Source organism: Aurantiacibacter flavus (assembly GCF_039710615.1).
Lineage (GTDB): Bacteria > Pseudomonadota > Alphaproteobacteria > Sphingomonadales > Sphingomonadaceae > Alteraurantiacibacter > Alteraurantiacibacter flavus.
Genome location: NZ_JBDLBR010000001.1, coordinates 363,445 through 381,314, shown reverse-complemented (window position 1 = coordinate 381,314; position 17,870 = coordinate 363,445). Strand labels below are relative to the sequence as shown.

The 17,870-nt window shown below is 62.1% G+C and carries 14 protein-coding genes and 2 pseudogenes; 13 read left to right on the top strand and 3 right to left on the bottom strand.

Features of this window, described 5'->3' with window-relative positions; genetic code table 11:
- The first annotated feature begins 130 nt into the window (after positions 1-130).
- From ABDJ38_RS01715 to ABDJ38_RS01665, 11 genes are all read left to right on the top strand, one after another.
- A complete protein-coding gene (locus tag ABDJ38_RS01715) occupies positions 131-2,332 on the top strand; it encodes a TonB-dependent receptor (protein WP_346783350.1) in 2,202 nt (733 codons plus the stop codon).
- 64 nt (positions 2,333-2,396) lie between these two features.
- On the top strand, positions 2,397-3,365 hold the full coding sequence (locus ABDJ38_RS01710; protein WP_346783349.1) for an amidohydrolase family protein: 969 nt from the start codon (positions 2,397-2,399) through the stop codon (positions 3,363-3,365).
- A gap of 350 nt (positions 3,366-3,715) precedes the next feature.
- A complete protein-coding gene (locus ABDJ38_RS01705) occupies positions 3,716-4,750 on the top strand; it encodes a LacI family DNA-binding transcriptional regulator (protein ID WP_346783348.1) in 1,035 nt (344 codons plus the stop codon).
- Between the two features lie 405 nt (positions 4,751-5,155).
- Positions 5,156-5,683: a phage baseplate assembly protein V gene (locus ABDJ38_RS01700; protein ID WP_346783346.1), complete on the top strand. Its 528-nt coding sequence runs from the start codon at positions 5,156-5,158 to the stop codon at positions 5,681-5,683.
- Positions 5,684-5,688: 5 nt separating this feature from the next.
- The gene (locus ABDJ38_RS01695) at positions 5,689-6,018 is read left to right on the top strand and encodes a GPW/gp25 family protein (RefSeq protein WP_346783345.1); all 330 of its coding nucleotides are present in this window, start codon (positions 5,689-5,691) and stop codon (positions 6,016-6,018) included.
- 29 nt (positions 6,019-6,047) lie between these two features.
- Positions 6,048-7,181: a phage tail sheath subtilisin-like domain-containing protein gene (locus tag ABDJ38_RS01690; protein ID WP_346783344.1), complete on the top strand. Its 1,134-nt coding sequence runs from the start codon at positions 6,048-6,050 to the stop codon at positions 7,179-7,181.
- Between the two features lie 42 nt (positions 7,182-7,223).
- Positions 7,224-7,733 carry a phage major tail tube protein gene (locus tag ABDJ38_RS01685; RefSeq protein WP_346783343.1) on the top strand — a complete coding sequence of 170 codons (510 nt, stop codon included), beginning with the start codon at positions 7,224-7,226 and terminating at the stop codon, positions 7,731-7,733.
- Positions 7,734-7,821: 88 nt separating this feature from the next.
- Complete coding sequence (locus ABDJ38_RS01680; protein WP_346783342.1) at positions 7,822-8,172, top strand: phage tail assembly protein; 351 nt, start codon at positions 7,822-7,824, stop codon at positions 8,170-8,172.
- Positions 8,097-8,303, top strand: a complete 207-nt coding sequence (locus ABDJ38_RS01675; RefSeq protein WP_346783341.1) for a GpE family phage tail protein — start codon at positions 8,097-8,099, stop codon at positions 8,301-8,303. Before ABDJ38_RS01680 ends, ABDJ38_RS01675 begins: the two co-directional genes overlap by 76 nt.
- Complete coding sequence (locus ABDJ38_RS01670) at positions 8,300-10,483, top strand: phage tail tape measure protein (RefSeq protein WP_346783340.1); 2,184 nt, start codon at positions 8,300-8,302, stop codon at positions 10,481-10,483. The genes ABDJ38_RS01675 and ABDJ38_RS01670 overlap by 4 nt, the downstream gene beginning before the upstream one ends.
- A gap of 2 nt (positions 10,484-10,485) precedes the next feature.
- The gene (locus ABDJ38_RS01665; RefSeq protein WP_346783339.1) at positions 10,486-11,007 is read left to right on the top strand and encodes a phage tail protein; all 522 of its coding nucleotides are present in this window, start codon (positions 10,486-10,488) and stop codon (positions 11,005-11,007) included.
- Here ABDJ38_RS01665 and ABDJ38_RS01660 read toward each other — a convergent pair.
- Positions 10,953-11,120, bottom strand: a pseudogene (locus ABDJ38_RS01660) (transposase); the annotation flags it as partial. The gene ABDJ38_RS01665 and the pseudogene ABDJ38_RS01660 sit on opposite strands and share 55 nt — an antisense overlap.
- 32 nt (positions 11,121-11,152) lie before the next feature.
- Between ABDJ38_RS01660 and ABDJ38_RS01655 the strand changes: the two are divergent.
- A pseudogene (locus ABDJ38_RS01655) lies at positions 11,153-12,151 on the top strand (IS110 family RNA-guided transposase).
- A 429-nt stretch (positions 12,152-12,580) separates the two neighbouring features.
- Here the strand turns inward: ABDJ38_RS01655 and ABDJ38_RS01650 are convergent.
- Together ABDJ38_RS01650 and ABDJ38_RS01645 are read right to left on the bottom strand one after the other, a co-directional pair.
- On the bottom strand, positions 12,581-14,143 hold the full coding sequence (locus tag ABDJ38_RS01650; RefSeq protein WP_346783338.1) for a carboxylesterase/lipase family protein: 1,563 nt from the start codon (positions 14,141-14,143) through the stop codon (positions 12,581-12,583).
- A 42-nt stretch (positions 14,144-14,185) separates the two neighbouring features.
- Complete coding sequence (locus ABDJ38_RS01645; RefSeq protein WP_346783337.1) at positions 14,186-15,187, bottom strand: LacI family DNA-binding transcriptional regulator; 1,002 nt, start codon at positions 15,185-15,187, stop codon at positions 14,186-14,188.
- 183 nt (positions 15,188-15,370) lie between these two features.
- Between ABDJ38_RS01645 and ABDJ38_RS01640 the strand changes: the two genes are divergently transcribed.
- Positions 15,371-17,632 carry a TonB-dependent receptor gene (locus ABDJ38_RS01640; RefSeq protein ID WP_346783336.1) on the top strand — a complete coding sequence of 754 codons (2,262 nt, stop codon included), beginning with the start codon at positions 15,371-15,373 and terminating at the stop codon, positions 17,630-17,632.
- The last annotated feature ends 238 nt before the right edge of the window (positions 17,633-17,870 follow it).

Below are 17,870 nucleotides of genomic sequence, written 5' to 3'. Positions count from 1 at the left end.
TTCGCGATAATCTCGCTTCCTTAAGACAGCGCTGTCTAGACAAGCACTTCCGCGCTCGCTAACGGGCCCGCGATTTAACTCGAAGCTTGCGGCAATTCGCAAGGCAGATGACAGAAACGGGAAGCAAATAATGCGTAGATCTTTGGTTTTGGCGATGGGTTGCGCGCTGGGAGCGTTGGTAGCGCCCAACGGAGCACTCGCCCAGCAGGCAGCGCCTGATTCTTCAGCGCCCGAAGGCGACGCAGGAGACGCCATCATCGTGACGGCGCAGCGCCGTGCCGAGGTCGTGCAGGACGTTCCGCTGGCGATCACCGCGCTTGGTGGCGACGCGCTGGAAGAGGAAGGCGTTCGCGACATTACCAACCTGTCCGATCTGGCGCCCAGCCTGTCGATCACCAATAATGGCGGCACGCCGCAGGTGTTCATGCGCGGCATCGGCAGCACCAACACCAATGCCAATGGCGATGCTGCAGTGGCCGTACATATTGATGGCGTCTATCTCGCCCGCGCCAATTCGCTGAACGCGCAATTCTACGATCTCGCGCGGGTCGAGGTGGTGCGCGGCCCCCAGGGTACGCTTTATGGCCGCAACGCAACGGCCGGCGCCATCAACATCATCACCAACCAGCCGCGTTTCACCTTCGAGGGCGCGGCTGCGGTGGAATATGGCAATTACAACACGCTGGTCACGTCGGGCATGGTGAACGCGCCGGTTAGCGACACGATCGCCGTGCGCGCCGCGTTCCAGACCGTGCGCCATGATGGCTATTTGCGTACCGCCGAGGCACCGGGGGTCACCGGGAACGACCGCAACGATCAGGATGACGTGTCTGCCCGGCTGCAGGTGTTGTTCGAACCGACCGAGCGGCTGCGCATCACCGCGCGCGGTGACTTCACCCATCTCGGCGGCGCGGGCACTGCGCTCAACGCCTATCCGCTGCCTACGGGAGATCCCTACGAATCCACCGCCAAGCTCAACGTTTCGCGCAACAATCGCATCTTTGGTGGCAGCCTGGAGCTGAATTACGATTTCGATTTCGCCACGCTGACCTATCTTGGCGGCTACCGCGAACTGCAGCTCGACATCACGTCGGAGAATTTGACGCCCGGCAACAACCGCCCGAACTACATCAACAACCGGCAGAAGAGTTCGTCGCACGAATTGCGCCTGGCTGGCGACCTGGCCAGGCTGGACTGGGTCGTGGGAGCCTACCTGTTCGATGAGAAGAACATCGATGACGTCAATATCGGTCTCGCAAACGGTACGTTCCTGACCTTCGTCCAGAACCCTATCAAGGCCAACAGCTTTGCGCTCTTCGGTCAGGCGACCTACGAATTGACCGACGCGCTGCGGTTGACGGCGGGTCTGCGCTACACCGAAGACGAAAAGTCGAACCGGGGTGGCACATTCTTCACCACGCCGGAGGGCGAGGTCATAAGACAGACTGCGGTCAACCGCGCCGATGCGGACTGGACATCGACCGACTGGAAGGTCGGCCTGGAATACGACATCGGCCCGGACTCGCTGGTCTATGCCCAGGTGGCGACAGCCTACAAGGCGGGTGGCTATTTCGACGGGCCAGCGCCCAACACGTATGACCCCGAAGAGATCGTCGCGTACGAGATCGGATCGAAGAACACATTCCTGGACGGCGACCTCGTCTTCAACCTGTCGGCCTTCTACAACGATTACTCCGACCTGCAGGTATCCGCCGTTGAGACTATTGCCGGGGAAGCGGCGCAGGTCACTCGCAACGCTGGCACCGCCACCATTTACGGCGTGGAACTGGAAACGCATCTTCGCGTGGTGGAGAATGGCGGTTTCAGCTTCGTAGGATCATGGCTGCACGCCCGCTACGACGATTTCGTGCTCGAGCAGGGCGATCCGTTCGTCAACAATCCGGGCAATGCCAACGTGCAGCGCTGCTACACCGCCGATTACAGCCAGCCCGCGCCACGCCGGGCCGACTTCAGCGGCTGCGCGCTCGCCCGGACGCCGGAATGGTCGTTCACCACTGGCTACACCCACAGCTTCGACCTGAGCAATGGCGCCGCGATCGAGGCGCAGGTGCAGACCCGCTTCGAGAGTGGCAAGGATCTGGAGTTCCACGGCTTTGCCAGCAATTATCAGGATTCCTTCACCAAGACCGACCTGTCGTTGACATATGTCGCACCGGAGGCGTGGCGATTGCAGGTCTATGTGCGCAACCTGGAGGATGAGGCGGTGAAAACCGTATCCAATTCCAATGCGCAGACGGGCGATTCGAGCATCGGCACGGCGGATTACGCGCCACCGCGCCAGTACGGCGTTCGCCTGTCGGCTACGTTCTGATGGTTGCGCAACGAGGAGAGCGCTGATGAAGTACCCCTGTGCGGCCCTTGCCGCTGCCGCCTGCATGGCTGCGCCACTGGCCGCGCAGGAGGAGTCGCGCCCTGAAGCACCGCCGCCGATCATCGACGTGCACTTCCATGCGACTCTCGAGAGCAGTTCGTTGGGCGATCCGATCTGCCCCAACCCGCAGCAATTTCTCGCGCTCGACCCGAGGGATGCCCCAGGCGGCTTCTTCGGATGGTCGCAGGAAGATTGCTCGCCGCGGCTCTATCCGGCACCACCTGGAGAATATCTATCCACGCTGGTGGCCGAAATGGAACGGCTCAACGTCACGGCCGTGGTGTTCGGCGATCCTGAAAGCGTGCGTGCCTACCAGCAGGCCGCTCCGGATCGCATGATCGCGGGCACCACCTTCACCTCGGAGCCCGACACCGACAAGGCGGCCGAACTGCGCCGGCTGGAAGATTTGTTCACCGATGGCGGCTTCAAGGTGATGGGCGAGATCGGCTTGCAATATCAGGGCCTTTCGCCAAGCGATCCTAGTGTGGATGAGTACTTCGCGCTGGCCGAACGGCTCGACATCCCCGTTGCCATTCATATGGGCACCGGCGGGTCAGGTCGGGCCAATGTGCTCATGCCGACCTTCCGCGCATCCCTGGGTGATCCGCTGCTGCTGGAGGATCTGCTCGCACGTCATCCGAACCTGCGGGTGCAGATAATGCATGCGGGCTACCCCATGATCGACAATCTGCTCGCCCTGTTGCAGGCGAATGCCTATGTCCATGTCGACATTGCCGGCCTCATCTGGAGCTATCCGATCGAGGAGGTGAACCGCTACATCGAACGGATCGTGGATGCTGGTTTCGGCGACCGGGTCATGTTCGGAACGGACCAGGTCGCTTGGCCGGGATTGATGGCCCACTCGATCAGTATCATTCAGAACGCGGAATACCTATCTCCGCAGCAGAAGCGGGATATCCTCTACAACAACGCCGCCCGCTTTTTGCGGATCGGAAGTGAAGTGGATAACTGATACCGACGGCGCCTTGAAGAGCTGGGGATAGTCTGGAGTGGCTTGCTTTAGCGGCCGCTACGTGAACTTGGGCGAGGAATCCGTCGGAAGGCTCAACGCGCTTTATTGAGCGGCGCGATGATTCCGCCGCTTACTGGCGCACCGGTAGCCTTGGCCTTGATGCTCCCTGCGCTCTTCTATGCCGTGATCGCGGTTCTCGGCTAGTTGCCAGAAGACCGTTGGCGCGAGATGTCGGCGGCCCCGGGGCGCGCGCAACCTGCGTACGCGTTCGTTGACTTCTCCTAATCTATCGGGCGATAGACCCGCCTCTGCTCCGGCCGAAGGGCATCGATTTTGGCGAGGTGTGTTGCATGCGTGAGGGTGTGGGTTCCCGTGTCACGATGGAGGTCGTTGCCAAGCGCGCCGGTGTCTCCCTCAAGAGCGTTTCAAGGGTCGTGAATGGCGAGGCGGGGGTCTCCGAAGAGCTGCGTGCGAAAGTGACAGAAGCCGTTAACGCGTTGGGTTACGTGCCCGATGTGGCGGCGCGGTCGCTGGCCGGGGTGCGGTCCTTCACCATCGCTATCTTGTTCGACAATCCCTCGTCCAACTACAATATGAAGATTCAATCCGGAGCGTACGAAGCCTGCAGCGATGCAGGCTATCACCTGCGACTCTACGAAATGCATTCGGATTGTTCGGATGAAGGGCTCATCCGGCAGCTCTCCGGCATCCTGCAAAAGGGCCGTTGCGACGGTTTCGTGCTATCACCCCCGCTGTGCGACGATTCACGCCTGCTGGATTTCCTTGAGCGCGAGCAGAAGGCCTACGTAAGGATCGCGCCTGTTCTGGAGCCCGGCCGAACAAGCGCGGTTGAGACTGACGATTTCGAAGCTGCGGGCGAGGTCGCTCGCCTGTTCCACCGGCTGGGACACAAGAGGATAGCGCTGGTCAACGGGCCCGTCGCGCATGGCCAAGCGGTCTATCGGCGCGACGGCTTTCTCAAGGCAATCCAGTCGCTCGCCCCTAACGCCACGGTTCGCGAGGATTGGGGCGACTTCACCTTCTACAGTGGAATGATGGCGGGGAAGCGCTTGCTGAAGGGCTGCGAGCCGCCTCAGGCGGTCTTTGCCGCTAATGACGACATGGCGGCGGGCGTGATGAACGCTGCGCAGCAGATGGGTTACCGAGTGCCGGAGGATCTCTCGGTGTGCGGCTTTGATGACGGGATCATCGCGATGACGATATGGCCCCATCTGACGACTATCCACCAACCGATCGCGGAGATGGCTTCCAAAGCGGTAAGGATGTTGATTGAGGGGCTGCCAAAGGAACCGGTCACAAGATTGGTCAATACCTATCTGGTCGAACGGGATTCAGTGGCGTCCGCCGCGCCGCTACCTGCGTAGCGTAGTTATGGCGATCGGGATGGTGCGTTTTGAGGCTTACGGTTAGGCGGCTCTATTTGAAATGAGCGCCTTGCCCTATCGAATGGGAGGACGCGCCCGAACGATCAGGATGCTGACGCGAGGTAGAGACGTCGTTTCACAGTTTGGAAGGTCTGCTATCCCGATCCGTGCTCCGGCAAACTGCGGTTCAGGATCGTCCGAAATCTTGGCCACCTTGAACCTGCTGATCCGAGGTCCGCTTTAAGGCAATCGTGGGCCACGCTTCAATGACCGGGATTGGGGCGCAAAGCCGCTATCAGCGGAAGTTCAAGAGCTTGGCCCCGCGGCCACCGCCGCCGTTTGTTATGGCCCACACTACAAGCGCCCGCCGTGGCTGCCCTGCCTCGGTAGCGCGATGCTGTGGCCATGGAAGAAAGCGACATCCATGGCCGCATCGGCGACCTGATCCGCCTGGGCACGATCGATAGCATCGATCTTGCTTCGGCAACGGCTGTCTTCCGCGCCGGTGACCTGACTTCCCCGCCCCTGCCCTGGCTCGAATGGGCTGGCGCTTTCCGCTCCTGGTCTCCACCCTCCGCTGGCGAGCAGGTGCTATTGCTGTGCCCCGAGGCCGACATCGCCGCAGGCGTGATCGTGCGCGGGCTCTATTCCTCGGCCGCCCCGGCCCCCGCAAGCGATGCCTCGCACCAGATCCACGGCGCGGCCGGGCTGGTGATCACGCTCACCGAAGACGGCATCGCAATCACCGCGCCGGGTGACGTGGCGATCAAGGGCAACGTCGCGATCACAGGCGATGTCTCGATTGATGGCGATGCGAGCCTGACCGGCAAGCTGACCGCAGAAACTGATGTGATCAGCACTGGCATCAGCCTGAAGGATCACAAGCACAGCGGCGTCGCCGCTGGCTCGGCGCTGAGCGGGAAGCCGCAATGACCGGCATGAGCAGACAGACTGGCGCCGCGCTGACCGGCGAGGCCCATATCGCCCAATCGATCGCCGACATCCTCACCACCCCGATCGGCACCCGCCTGATGCTGCGCGACTATGGCTCGCGCCTGTTCGAGCTGGTCGACGCCCCGCTCAACGCTGCCACGCGCCTGCTGTTCATCGCTGCCATCGCCGGGGCGCTGCGCCGGTGGGAGCCGCGCCTGCAGCTCGAGAAGGTGGCACTCGCCGTAGATGGCGCAGGCCGGATCACCGCTTCGCTAACCGGGCGGCGCACCGACGTTCCAGCCAATCAGCGGCTGCAGCTTTCGATCCCGCTCTAATTCCCGACTTCACCAGAAAGGCCCAAGGCATGCCCTACTATCATGGAATCACGGTCAACGAGATCAGCGCGGGCGCGCGCCCGATCGCCGATGTCGCCACCTCGGTGATCGGCCTGGTCGCCATCGCCAGCGATGCCGACGCGGCAGTGTTCCCACTCGATACACCGGTGCTGCTCACCGATGTGAGCAGCGCGATCGGTAAGGCAGGAACCGATGGCACGCTGGCAAACGTACTCACGGCCATTGCCGATCAGGCAAGCCCGCCGGTGATCGTGGTGCGGGTGGAGGAAGGCGCGGACGCAGACGCGACCGAGGCCAACGTGATCGGCACCGTCACCGCCGATGGCACGCGCACCGGGCTGCAGGCACTGCTCGATGCGGAATCGCTGGTGGGCTTGCGCCCGCGCATCATCGGCGTGCCCGGCTATCACAGCCAGGCCGTCACCACCGAACTCGCCACCCTGGCCGAGGAGCTGCGCGCCTTCGCCTATGCCACCGCCATCGGCGATACTGTCGTCGAAGCTACTGCCTATCGCCAGAACTTCGCCGCGCGCGAGCTGATGCTGATCTGGCCCGAGTTCAGCGACTTCGCTGGCAGCTCGGTGGCCCGCGCCATGGGCCTGCGCGCCAAGATCGATAGCGAGGCGGGCTGGCACAAGTCGCTCAGCAATGTGGCCATCGGCGGTGTGACAGGCATCGATCGCGGCATCAGCTTCTCGATCCTTGCCAGCGAGACCACCGATGCCGGGATCCTCAACGATGCCGAGGTCACCACCCTCGCCCGGCTCGACGGTTTTCGCTTCTGGGGCAACCGCACCTGCAGCGACGAACCGCTGTTCGCCTTCGAGACCGCAGTGCGCACCGCGCAGGTGCTGCAGGACACGATCGCGGAAGGGCTGGTCTGGGCAATCGACAAGCCGATCACCAAGGGCCTGATCCGCGATATCCTCGAAACCATCAACGCCAAGTTCCGCGCGCTGGTGGCGCAGGGCCGGATCATCGGGGCCGAGGCGATCTTCCGCGACAGCGACAACCCGGCCGCTGACATCGCCGCGGGCAAGCTGGTGTTCGATTACAGCTTCACGCCCTGCGCACCCGCCGAGGCGATCACGCTCAACCAGCGGATCACCGACAGCTTCTACGCCCAGCTGCTCGCCGCCTGACCGGGCCGCCCGCGCCCTTCCCTCACTTTGGAGTAAGTCCCGATGGCCCTGCCTTCCAAGCTCAAGAACATGACCCTTTCCAACGATGGCGTGAGCTATCTCGGCCTTTGCCCCGAGGTTTCGATCCCGAAGCTGGCACGCAAGTTCGAAGGCTATCGCGGCGGCGGCATGGATGCCGAGGTCCAGATCGACATGGGCGGCGAGACTATCGAGTTCGAATGGAAGGCGGGCGGCCTGATCGAGCAGATCTTCGGCCAGTTTGGCGCCACCACCCATGACGCCCTGCTGCTGCGCTGGATCGGTGCCTACCAGGACGATGCGAGCGGCCAATACAAGTCGGTCGAGATCGTGGTTCGTGGCCGCCATCAGGAGATCGATCCCGGCACCGGCAAGCCCGGCGATGACACCGAGCAGACCATCAAGACGATCTGCAGCTACTACAAGCTGATCGTCGATGGCCGGGTGCTGATCGAGAAGGACGAGATGAACCTCGTCTTCATCGTGAACGGCATCGATCGCCTTGCCGCCCAGCGCGCGGCGCTCGGCATCTGATCTCCACGCATTCCAGCTTCGCCCCGGCGTGCATCGAGCGGACGCGCCGGGGCGGAGAACCGATCCGCTCAATCTCGAAGGAACATCGATGACCGACACGTCCGCTCCTGAAGCCGCGCAGGCCGCCGCACCGAAGGCCAAGCTCTCCGATCCAATCACGCTGGCCGAACCGATTGTGCGCGGCGAAACGAAGATCACCGAAATCGTGCTGCGCAAGCCCAAGGCGGGCGAGCTGCGCGGGCTTTCCATTCAGGAGCTGATGAACGCGCGCGCCACGGCCACGCTCGACCTGCTGCCGCGCATCGCAATGCCGCCGATCACCCAGCCCGAAGCCGATGCGCTCGAACCTGAGGATCTGGCCGCGTGCTCGGGAGCGATCATCGATTTTTTTCTGACGCCAGCGGATCGGACCCAGATGAAGAAGATGTTGCGAGCCTGATCGCCGACATTGCGGCGGTATTCCACTGGCCGCTGGGCGAGCTGCTGGCGCTGGAAATTGACGACCTGATCCACTGGCATGCGCTGGCCGTGGATCGCTGGACCCAGATGAACAAGGCGAAGGACCGATGAGCAGCCAGAATCTCCGCCTCCTCGTCTCCTTCGCCAGTTCGGATCGGCTGTCAGGCTCGCTGAAGAACATCGTCGGCTTGGGCCAGAGCGGCAGCGAAAAGCTGGCAGCGATGAAGCGCGAGGCGCGCCAGCTCGAGAAGGAATTGCGCGACGTGCGGGCAGAGACCTCGCGTGCGACCGGCAATGTCACGGCGCTGATGAACCGCGAGCGTGATCTGGCACGCCAGATCGAACGCACCAACGACCGCATGGAGCGGCAGACCCGGCTGCTGGAAATCAACGCGCGCGCCGATGCCATGCGCCAGCGCGGCGAGGATCTGCGCAATTCGGGCACTGGCAATATCATGACCGGCGTCGCGATGGCCGCGCCCGCCGTGCTGGCGGCGAAGCAGGCGATGACCTTCGAAAGCGCCATGGCCGATGTGCGCAAGGTCGTGAATTTCGAAACGCCGCAGCAGTTCAAGCAGATGAGCGAGGACATCCTCGACCTTTCGACGAAGATCCCGATGTCGAGCGAAGGCCTTGCCCAGATTGTCGCCGCTGCCGGGCGCGCCGGTGTCGCCCGCAAGGAACTGCTCACCTTCGCCGACGATGCAGCCCAGATGGGGATCGCCTTCGACAGCACGGCCGAAGATGCCGGCGCGATGATGGCCAAGTGGCGCACCGCCTTCGGCATGGGCCAGGACGATGTCCGTTCGCTCGCCGACCAGATCAACGCACTGACCAACACCTACGGCGGCAACGTGGGCGCAATTGCGGGGATCACCACCCGCATCGGTGCGCTCGGCGATGTGGCGGGCCTTGCCGCACCGCAGATTGCCGCCATCGGCCAGGTGATGAATGCGGTTGGCGTCGAGGAGGAAGTCTCGGCGACCGGCATCAAGAACATGATGCTGGCGATGACCAAGGGCACCGCGGCAACCAAGGCCCAGCAAAAGGCCTTTGCCGCGCTGGGGCTCGATGCGGAGGGCGTCGCCGAGGCGATGCAGAACGATGCCGGCGGCGCGATCACCGATTTGCTGGGGCGGCTGCAAAAGCTCCCCGAGGCTCAGCGCGCGGCCACCCTCACCCAGCTGTTCGGATCGGAGAGCGTGGCCGCGATCGCGCCCCTGCTCACCAACCTCGAACAGCTGGAAAAGAACTTCGCGCTGGTGGGCGACGAGGCGCAATACGCAGGCTCGATGCAGAAGGAATACCTTACCCGCATCGCCACCACCGAAGGCGCGACCGGGCTTGCCGTCAACGCGCTCAAGGCCGTGAATGTCACCTTGGGAACAATGCTGCTGCCGACGATCTCGGCCGCGTCCGAAAAGATCGTCTGGTTAGCGAATAGCGTGCGCGAATGGGCGGGAGAGCATCCCGGCCTCGCCAAGGGCCTGCTGATGTCCTGGACAGCGGCGGCGGGCCTGGTGACCGGTCTCGGGGCGCTGAAGGTGATGTTGGGGCTCGCGCTTGGCCCGTTCTCCACCATCTTCCGTCTGGTCGGGACCAATGGGCCGATGCTGGTGCGCACTTTCGGGATGATGCGGACCGCGGCCCTGTTCCTGGGCAAGGGCTTCTTGCGCGCCGGGGCGATGATGCTGGCCAACCCGATTGTGCTGATCATTGCGGCAATTGTCGCCGCCGTCGCCTTCGCGGGCTACATGATCTACAAGCATTGGGACACGATTTCGGCCGCGTTCCAGACCGGGGTATCCTGGGTCAAAGAGAAGATCTCGGGCCTGCCCGACTGGCTGAAAAACATCGGCGCAATGATGATGACCGGCCTGCTGAGCGCCATCAACCCGCTGGCACTGGCCGAGCGCCTGCTCAACGTAGCGCGCCTCGGCGTCAAAGCCTTCAAGGATTACTTCGGCATCAGGAGCCCCTCGCGTCTGATGATTGGCATGGGCGGCTATCTAAACGAAGGGCTGGCGCGCGGCATCGATGGCACCAGCGGCGCGCCGGTGCGCGCGGCGCGATCAATGGCGCGCGGGGTGGCAGGGGCAAGCCTCGCCAGCGCCTCGCTCGCCATGGCGGGCGGCAGTGGCGGAACGGGAGGCGGCCCTGTCACCGTGAACGCACCGATCACGATCCACGCGGCCACCGGGCAAAGCCCGCAGGACATCGCCCAAGCCGTCGCCACCGAGCTGGAGCGCCGCGCCGCCGCCGCCCGCCGCTCCTCGTTCCGGGATTTCTGACCATGCTTATGGCGCTGGACATGTTCGCCTTCGAAATTGGCACCCTGCCCTTCACCGCGCTTCAGCACGCGTGCGAATGGCGCCACGCCCAGTCCGAGCGGTTCGCCGCGCGCCCCGCTGCCCAGTTCATCGGCCCCGGCGCGGAAACGATCGAGCTCACCGGCGCGCTCTGGCCGGGCGAGAACATCGGTTCCTATTCCTCGCTCGCCACCATCCGTGACATGGCCGACAAGGGCGATGCCTATGTGCTCGTCGCGGGCACCGGCGAGGTGCTGGGAGATTTCTTCATCCGCAAGCTCGACCTGCGCCAGGAGCTGTTCTTCGTCGACGGAGCACCGCGCAAATGGACCTTCCGGTGTGCGCATTTCCGGCGCGTCGATCCTCGCGAGGCGCACCCGGCCATTCCCGCTTCGCGGCGGGCGTCAGAACTTTCTTGCCAGAAGTTCGTTGGCTTCGCCGCCCTTCGGGTCAGCCGGCGGACATCGGAAACCTCCATACCGCCATACTTCGACTTCCAGTTGTAGATCGTCGCTTCAGATACACCGTGCCGACGGGCCAGATCGGCGGTCTTCGCACCCGCCTCCGCTTCCTTCAGCACACCAATGATCTGCTCTTCTGAAAACCTCGCTCGCTTCATCTCGTCCGTCCTTCCATCAGGGCCGGACTCTAATCCAACTTGGAGGAAAATCAGAGGCTCACGTCAGAGCGGATGGCGAGGTTCTGATCCGCCGCCGACTGACGCGAGCAAGGATGCTGCCATTCTTCGCGAAGCTGCCACCGTGTCTCGTCGGCATCGAGGCATGCAACAATTCGCATTACTGGGCGCGCGAGCTGACTGTGCTCGGCCACGACGTGAAGCTGATGCCGGCATAGTATGTGAAGCCCTACGTCAAGCGCGGGAAGAACGACGCGGCCGATGCCGAGGCGATCTGCGAAGCAGTGACCCGGCCGACGATGCGCTTCGTCGCGGTCAAGAGCCCGGAGCAGCAGAGCTGGATGATGTTGCACCGGGTTAGGCTGATGCTGAACCGCCAACGCACGCAGATCTCGAACGCAATCCGCGCGCATATCTCTGAGTTCGGCGTGGTCGCTCCTGTCGGTCGGCTCGGCGCAGACCGGCTGCTCGAGGTCGTCGCGGATGCCGATGACGATCGCATCCCGGAGGATGAACGCCTTTGCCTGCAGATGCTGGCAGCGCAGCTCGATGTCGTGAAGCGGCAGATCCTCGAGAACGACCGGCGCGTGCTGGCCAGTGCACGGCGGACTGAGCTCGGTCGCCGACTGATGGAGATCCCCGGCGTGGGGCCGCTTCTCGCGAGCGCGTTCGTCGCATCGGTCGCCGATCCCACTGTGGTCAAAACCGGTCGCGATCTCGCTGCCTGGATCGGGCTCGTGCCCAAGCAGAACTCATCGGGAGGCAAGGAACGGCTCGGCAGCATTACCCGCGCCGGCAACCGCTACCTCAGACAGATGCTCGTCGTCGGCGCTATGGCGGTGATCCGCTATGCCGAGCGGCACGGCACGAAGCGCCCTTGGCTGGTTCAGCCTCTCGCCCGCCGTCCCGCCAAAGTTGCCGCGGTGGCGCTGGCGAACAAGAACGCGCGGATGGTGTGGGCGCTGATGACCAGGGGTGAACGCCATCGCGAACCGCTGCCGATGGCGGCGTAAGCGTTTAGGCGCGGGTAACCGCGTCGACGAAGTTGGAAAGGGCAAAAAGGAGTTGATGTACCAAGCCGGTTGAAACCGCCGGATCGGGAAAAACCATTTTGGGCCGTGGCGCTTCGAGCGCGTGCTTTAGGTCGGGACCCGGTTCGCGCGATAGGCATCATGGCCAGCAGCGCCCAACAATGCCGCATCGAAAGGCCGAACACATGGCCGCCTCAACCAGCAAACTGCAGAGCTTCGAAAACCCCTCGCCAACGGAGGGCCACCCACACGGCCGAGTTCTTGCAGCCCTACATTGCCCCAACCTTGGCAATCCCCATGGCAAGTCAGTTTTCCGAAAATCAGACTATCTATTTGTATTCATTGATCGGCGGCTTGCCGAGCCGCTGCACACACTTTGAATATGGGTGGGCAGCAAACTCACTAGCAGGGTTACTTACCCTGCCGTTGGGCCAAAGCTTCAGCAACGTCGAGTCGAGCGCGCCATGGGTCCTCACCGCCATGATTGCCATCCATGCCGAACAACATCACCGGTCGGAGCGCGTCGTCATACACCGGCCATTCAGGGGCACCCGGACCGTTGGGATCGCCGGTCTTGGCGAAATTAACAAAGGCGGCGCTCATCGCTGCCGAGACGGCATGGTCCTGCGGCGTGGTCTGTCCCGGATAGCGCGCATCGATGGTGCGGAAGAAGAACGGGATTTCGGTCGCGTGCGGCAGGCCCGGCCATTCTTTACGCATCACCTGAGGCACGTAGCCGGCGCGGTAATGCCAGGCAGGCTGGCCCGCTCGGGTCATCGATTGCACCATGTAGCGCGCCGGTTCGATCATCATCTCGTCACCGTAGATGGCGGACTGCTGCATGGCTGGAGGCAGGTCTACAATGTCGCTGTAAGCCTCGCGCGCCTGATCGGCCAGCGCGCCGAAATGCTCCGCGAAGATGTCGCTTTGGGCAGGTGGGCCGAAGCCAATATCAGCCGTGTTTGCGCCTGCCATGAAGGGCACCGGAGCAGCGTTGCCCTGGGCATAGACCTGGTCGATGGGATCGAGCACCACCATACCATCCAGCAGAGGGCCGGAGTACGGAGCAACGCTTTCTTGCCCGAGACCAACACCAGTGGTCAGCACGTCTGCAGGAAGTGCTCGAAGCGCGATCAGAGCCTCTGCGCCTTCTCCCTCGACGCCTGCCCATTCGGCAAAGCCGAGGCCGGCTTCTTCCCCATCGGGTCCATCGTTGGAATGCACCGGCGTGGTGGAGCGCAGTCCCGAACGACCGCCGCCTGACATCACGATGGCTTTGTCGAACAGGCCGCGCGCCATGGGGCTGCTCATCATCATATTAACCGAGCCGCCGCCAGCGCTTTCGCCAAAGATGGTGACATTGTTGGGATCGCCACCAAACGCCGCAACGTTACGTTGCACCCAGCGCAGCGCGGCAATCTGGTCCATGTAGCCATAGTTACCGAGCAGGCCGTTGTCCTCGTTCGCCTCGGTCAAAGACGGATGAGCGAAGAAGCCAAAGCGACCAAGACGATAGTTGAAGCTAACCAGCACCACGCCCTGCCGCGCCAGTTCCGATCCGTCATAGACGTCAGGTGAAGAACCGCCGTTCACGAAGCCACCGCCATAAATCCAGAACATCACCGGAAGGCGATCTTCCGCTGTGGTGCCTTCCGGGCGCCACACATTGAGATACAGGCAATCTTCCGCCGGAGGCGTACCGAGTGGGGCGGCATCGGCAGCGAAGGGTATCTGCATGCAGTCATTGGCATAGTCTGTGGCCTGGCGAACGCCCTTCCATGCCACCACAGGCTGCGGCGCACGCCAGCGCAGGTCGCCCACTGGGGGTTGCGCGAAGGGAATGCCTTTCCACGAGGAGATGCCGTTAACGGTTTCACCTTCAACCTGCCCAACATCCAGCGAGACAACTTGCGCCGCAACGGGGGCCGCAAATCCCGCCGCAATCACCCCAAGAACTCCGATCGCCTGTTTCAACACATTTGCTCTCCTCATATCGCCCGGGCCGTGGCCGAGATTTTATCGCGCCAAGTTTTTCACCGAAGCTCGTTCGATCAAACGGTGGGCAAGCAGGACCTGGTCATTCATCACAGCAGCGCCATTCCCTGCAATCAGGAGCTCTGTGGCTTCATGCGCAAGCTCCGAAATTGGCTGGTAAATCGTTGTTAGATAGGGCCATACAGCCGTGGCCGACCAGCTATCGTCGAACCCGCAAATAGAAACATCATCCGGCACACGAATGCCAAGCTGGGCACATGCAGTCATCACCCCGGCAGCTGAATCATCGTTGGCAGCGAATATTGCGGTCGGCGCATTGCTCGTATCCAGCAATGCCCTTCCGGCCCGAATTCCGCTTTCAAACAGGAAGTCTCCATCTGCTTCCGAGATTTCAGCTTCCGGGGCGATCTGCGCAATCCGATTCAGGAAGCCTTCTCGACGGGCGATAGCCGCTCCGTGCTTCAGCGCGCCGTTAACCAGCCCAATCTTGCGATGCCCATTGGCCACCAGAAAATCGGCAACCTGGGCAGCAGCGGCGGCATCGTCCATGAACACGCATGATCCGCGACCGCGCTCCTTGAATGGGGCAATCCGGGCAAAACGAATCTGCCTGTCTTCCAAGTAATCCATAATAACGGCGCTGTCCGAGAAAGGCGGCGTCACAATCAAACCATCCAGCCGACTGTGGCTTAGGATTTCGCCAAGCCGATCCAGCCACCCATCTTCGCCCGCGAACGAATCGAGGTTCTCGATCCGCAGATGATACCCGTGTCGCTTGCAGGCCTCATAGGCGCCCTCAATCAACTTGATCGCGTAGTTAGGACCACGCGTATCGAAGAGCAGACTCACCGTGAAGGAACGCGAGCCAGCCAGAGAACGGGCGGCAAGGTCTGGCACATAGCCCAACTCGGCGATCGCAGCCTCAACCTTTTCCCTGAGCTTTGCCGAAACATGGGATTCCTGATTGACGACCCGCGAAACGCTTTTTTCGGACACGTTAGCTAGGCGGGCAACGTCGGCCATGGTCGCGCGGGCTTGGTTTACATGTGGCATGCTCGCCACTCTAGGATGAGTAGCACGCTTCGCAAAGTCCCTTCAGCACCCTTTTGTCAGCGCTGTCTTGACAGCGCTGACTATAACCCTCAAGCTGTGACCAGTTTAAGAACCGGCGCAAGTCAAAGAATGCCGGAGCTACGGGAGGGATTTATGAAATACGCCTTTTTGGCGAGTGCAGCGGCTGTGCTCGCCTTCCAGTCTTCGGCTGCGATTGCGCAGGGAAATACCGACGAGCAGCCCGAAATCAACGACCGCGACATCGTGGTGACTGCAAATCGGATTGAATCACTGGCATCGCGAACCCCGATCGCGCTGACGGCCGTGAGCGGCGATGGCTTGGCCAACGCCGGCATTACCAACCCCACCCAACTGGACGAGCTGGTTCCCAACCTCTCCATCGTGCGCGGCAATGGCCTGCAGATCACCATCCGCGGCGTAACCTCGACCGACGGCACCGAAAAAGGTGACCCCTCGGCGGCATTCAACGTAAACGGTGTGTACATAGCCCGTCCGCAGGCGCAGGAAGTCAGCTTTTTCGACATCGAACGTGTCGAAGTACTGCGCGGTCCACAAGGAACACTCTACGGCCGCAACTCTACCGCCGGTGTGGTGAACCTGATCACCGCCCGCCCGCGCTTTGAGTTGGGCGGTTCGCTCAACTTTGAATACGGCAACTACAACGACGTGTTCGCCACCGCCGTCATCAACGTGCCGGCAAGCGAAACCTTGGCTTTCCGCATGGCGGGCAACATCGATCGTCGCGACAGCTATGTTCGCAACTTCTCTGGCGACGGTTTCGATTACGATCCTTACAAGGAAAACGTGGCAGGCCGACTGTCTGCTCTGTGGGAACCGACCTCGGAGTTAAGCCTGCTGGTCATCGGCGACTACGCCGACCTGAAAGGATCGCGCATCAATACCGTGCCGACCAGCAATTTTTTCACCGGTGCAGCTCCTGTCGATCCAGCTGGCAACGCCACGCTACCCAACAAGCCTGTCTATGTTGACAGCGATTCCGACGAACAGCGGAAGACTAGCACTGTGCAGCAGTGGGATCCTTATAATCACAACACCGAGCTTGGGCTCTCCGCCGAGCTGAACTGGAATTTCGGTCCGGCGACCTTCACCTATCTAGGTTCTTACCGGGAGAGCACCCGTGACACCCGTTCGACAATCATCGGTGGCATGAACCGCGCCACTTTTGCGGGCGATTACTGGCAGACTTCGCACGAGGCACGCCTTGCCTTCGGTGGGGAAGGTCCACTTTCCGCTCAGGTTGGCGCCTACTACTTCAAGGAAAAGTCCGGCATCGCCTTCTTCATCCTTGACCCGCAGTCGCTTGGCTTCCCGCCTATTGCGACCCAGTTCGGCTTCCCGCAGGACCCGACCATCGCGATCAACCAGTCGGCGTTCGGCCAGGCCACCTATGAGGTAATGCCTGACCTGCGCTTCACCGCTGGCGTGCGCTATTCTAACGATGAAAAGTCGCGCGTCGGCGCGACCGTGTTCGACACCGATCCGGCAGCGATGATTCCAGGCAACCGCGTGGTGTTGCAAGTCAATGATGCTGCCCGCACCTTTGACAAGGTAACCTGGCGTTTCGGCATCGATTACGACAGCCCCGTTGGTCTGCTCTTTGCCTCGGTTTCCAGCGGCTACAAGGCAGGTGGCTTCAACGACGGCTGCCTCACCGGCCCGAATGCACCGCCGCAGTGCGTCTATACTGAAGACGAGCTATTCTATCAGCCGGAAACGATTACCGCATATGAAGCAGGTGCCAAGTTCCGCTTCGACGCGCTGCAGCTAAACGTGACCGGCTTCCATTATGATTACAGCGGCCTGCAGCTGTCGCAGATTGGCGACTTCGGCGGCTGCGGCAACTGCCAACTGACTACCAACGCAGCAGGCGCCAAGATCGACGGTATCGAAATTGAAGGCACCTTGGACGCTGCTGATGGCCTGCTGCTCCGGTTCGGAATCAATTACCTCGATGCACGCTATAGCAACTATTCACCGAGCCGCGTTGCGGGCTCCGACACGATCACGCTGGACTTCTCTGGCCGCCCTCTGGCGCGCAGCCCCGAATGGACTGGTAACCTGGGCATCAACTACGCCCTCGAACTAGGCAATGGCGGTAGCCTGGTGTTCGATGCAGGTACGCGTTTCAGCTCAAGCTACGCGCTGACCGATATCGGCAACCTCATCGACTATCGCCAGCCGAGCTATACCAGGACTGACGCTTCGATCCGCTACAATGCTCCGAGCGGCTCATGGCACCTGGCTGCTTTCATCGACAACATCGAAGATGAAATCGTCCTGACGAGCGCTGGCTACGGCAACGCAGGTTTCGACGGAACGGCAGCATTCGCCGACCCTCGGACCTTCGGTGTCCGCGCCGGCATTGAGTTCTAGGTAGCTCCTCACTGGCCCGCCCCCCAAAAAGGGGCGGGCCTTTGTAGATGGCAGCACTTGCAAGCCAGGATACCTTCCTGACACGCGGCAAGTGAGCAATCCAGGTTATGGAGCAGGCGTGGCATTGAAGCTCCCACCAAGCCCTCTGGACGCCAGTTCCGCAAATTACGGTTACGCGGCACAAGCGGCACTTCAACAGGTTTCCCCCGGGGATCGGGAAGACAAGCCGAGCCCATGG

What these genes read in the sequence shown, in the direction of transcription:
- ABDJ38_RS01690 (WP_346783344.1), top strand. Translation starts at nt 6,048, where the DNA reads ATGCCCTACTATCATGGAATCACGGTCAACGAGATCAGCGCGGGCGCG.
- ABDJ38_RS01715 (WP_346783350.1), top strand. Translation starts at nt 131, where the DNA reads ATGCGTAGATCTTTGGTTTTGGCGATGGGTTGCGCGCTGGGAGCGTTG.
- ABDJ38_RS01695 (WP_346783345.1), top strand. Translation starts at nt 5,689, where the DNA reads ATGAGCAGACAGACTGGCGCCGCGCTGACCGGCGAGGCCCATATCGCC.
- ABDJ38_RS01665 (WP_346783339.1), top strand. Translation starts at nt 10,486, where the DNA reads ATGCTTATGGCGCTGGACATGTTCGCCTTCGAAATTGGCACCCTGCCC.
- ABDJ38_RS01685 (WP_346783343.1), top strand. Translation starts at nt 7,224, where the DNA reads ATGGCCCTGCCTTCCAAGCTCAAGAACATGACCCTTTCCAACGATGGC.
- ABDJ38_RS01700 (WP_346783346.1), top strand. Translation starts at nt 5,156, where the DNA reads ATGGAAGAAAGCGACATCCATGGCCGCATCGGCGACCTGATCCGCCTG.
- ABDJ38_RS01670 (WP_346783340.1), top strand. Translation starts at nt 8,300, where the DNA reads ATGAGCAGCCAGAATCTCCGCCTCCTCGTCTCCTTCGCCAGTTCGGAT.
- ABDJ38_RS01710 (WP_346783349.1), top strand. Translation starts at nt 2,397, where the DNA reads ATGGCTGCGCCACTGGCCGCGCAGGAGGAGTCGCGCCCTGAAGCACCG.
- ABDJ38_RS01680 (WP_346783342.1), top strand. Translation starts at nt 7,822, where the DNA reads ATGACCGACACGTCCGCTCCTGAAGCCGCGCAGGCCGCCGCACCGAAG.
- ABDJ38_RS01705 (WP_346783348.1), top strand. Translation starts at nt 3,716, where the DNA reads ATGCGTGAGGGTGTGGGTTCCCGTGTCACGATGGAGGTCGTTGCCAAG.
- ABDJ38_RS01640 (WP_346783336.1), top strand. Translation starts at nt 15,371, where the DNA reads ATGAAATACGCCTTTTTGGCGAGTGCAGCGGCTGTGCTCGCCTTCCAG.
- ABDJ38_RS01645 (WP_346783337.1), bottom strand. Translation starts at nt 15,187, where the DNA reads ATGGCCGACGTTGCCCGCCTAGCTAACGTGTCCGAAAAAAGCGTTTCG.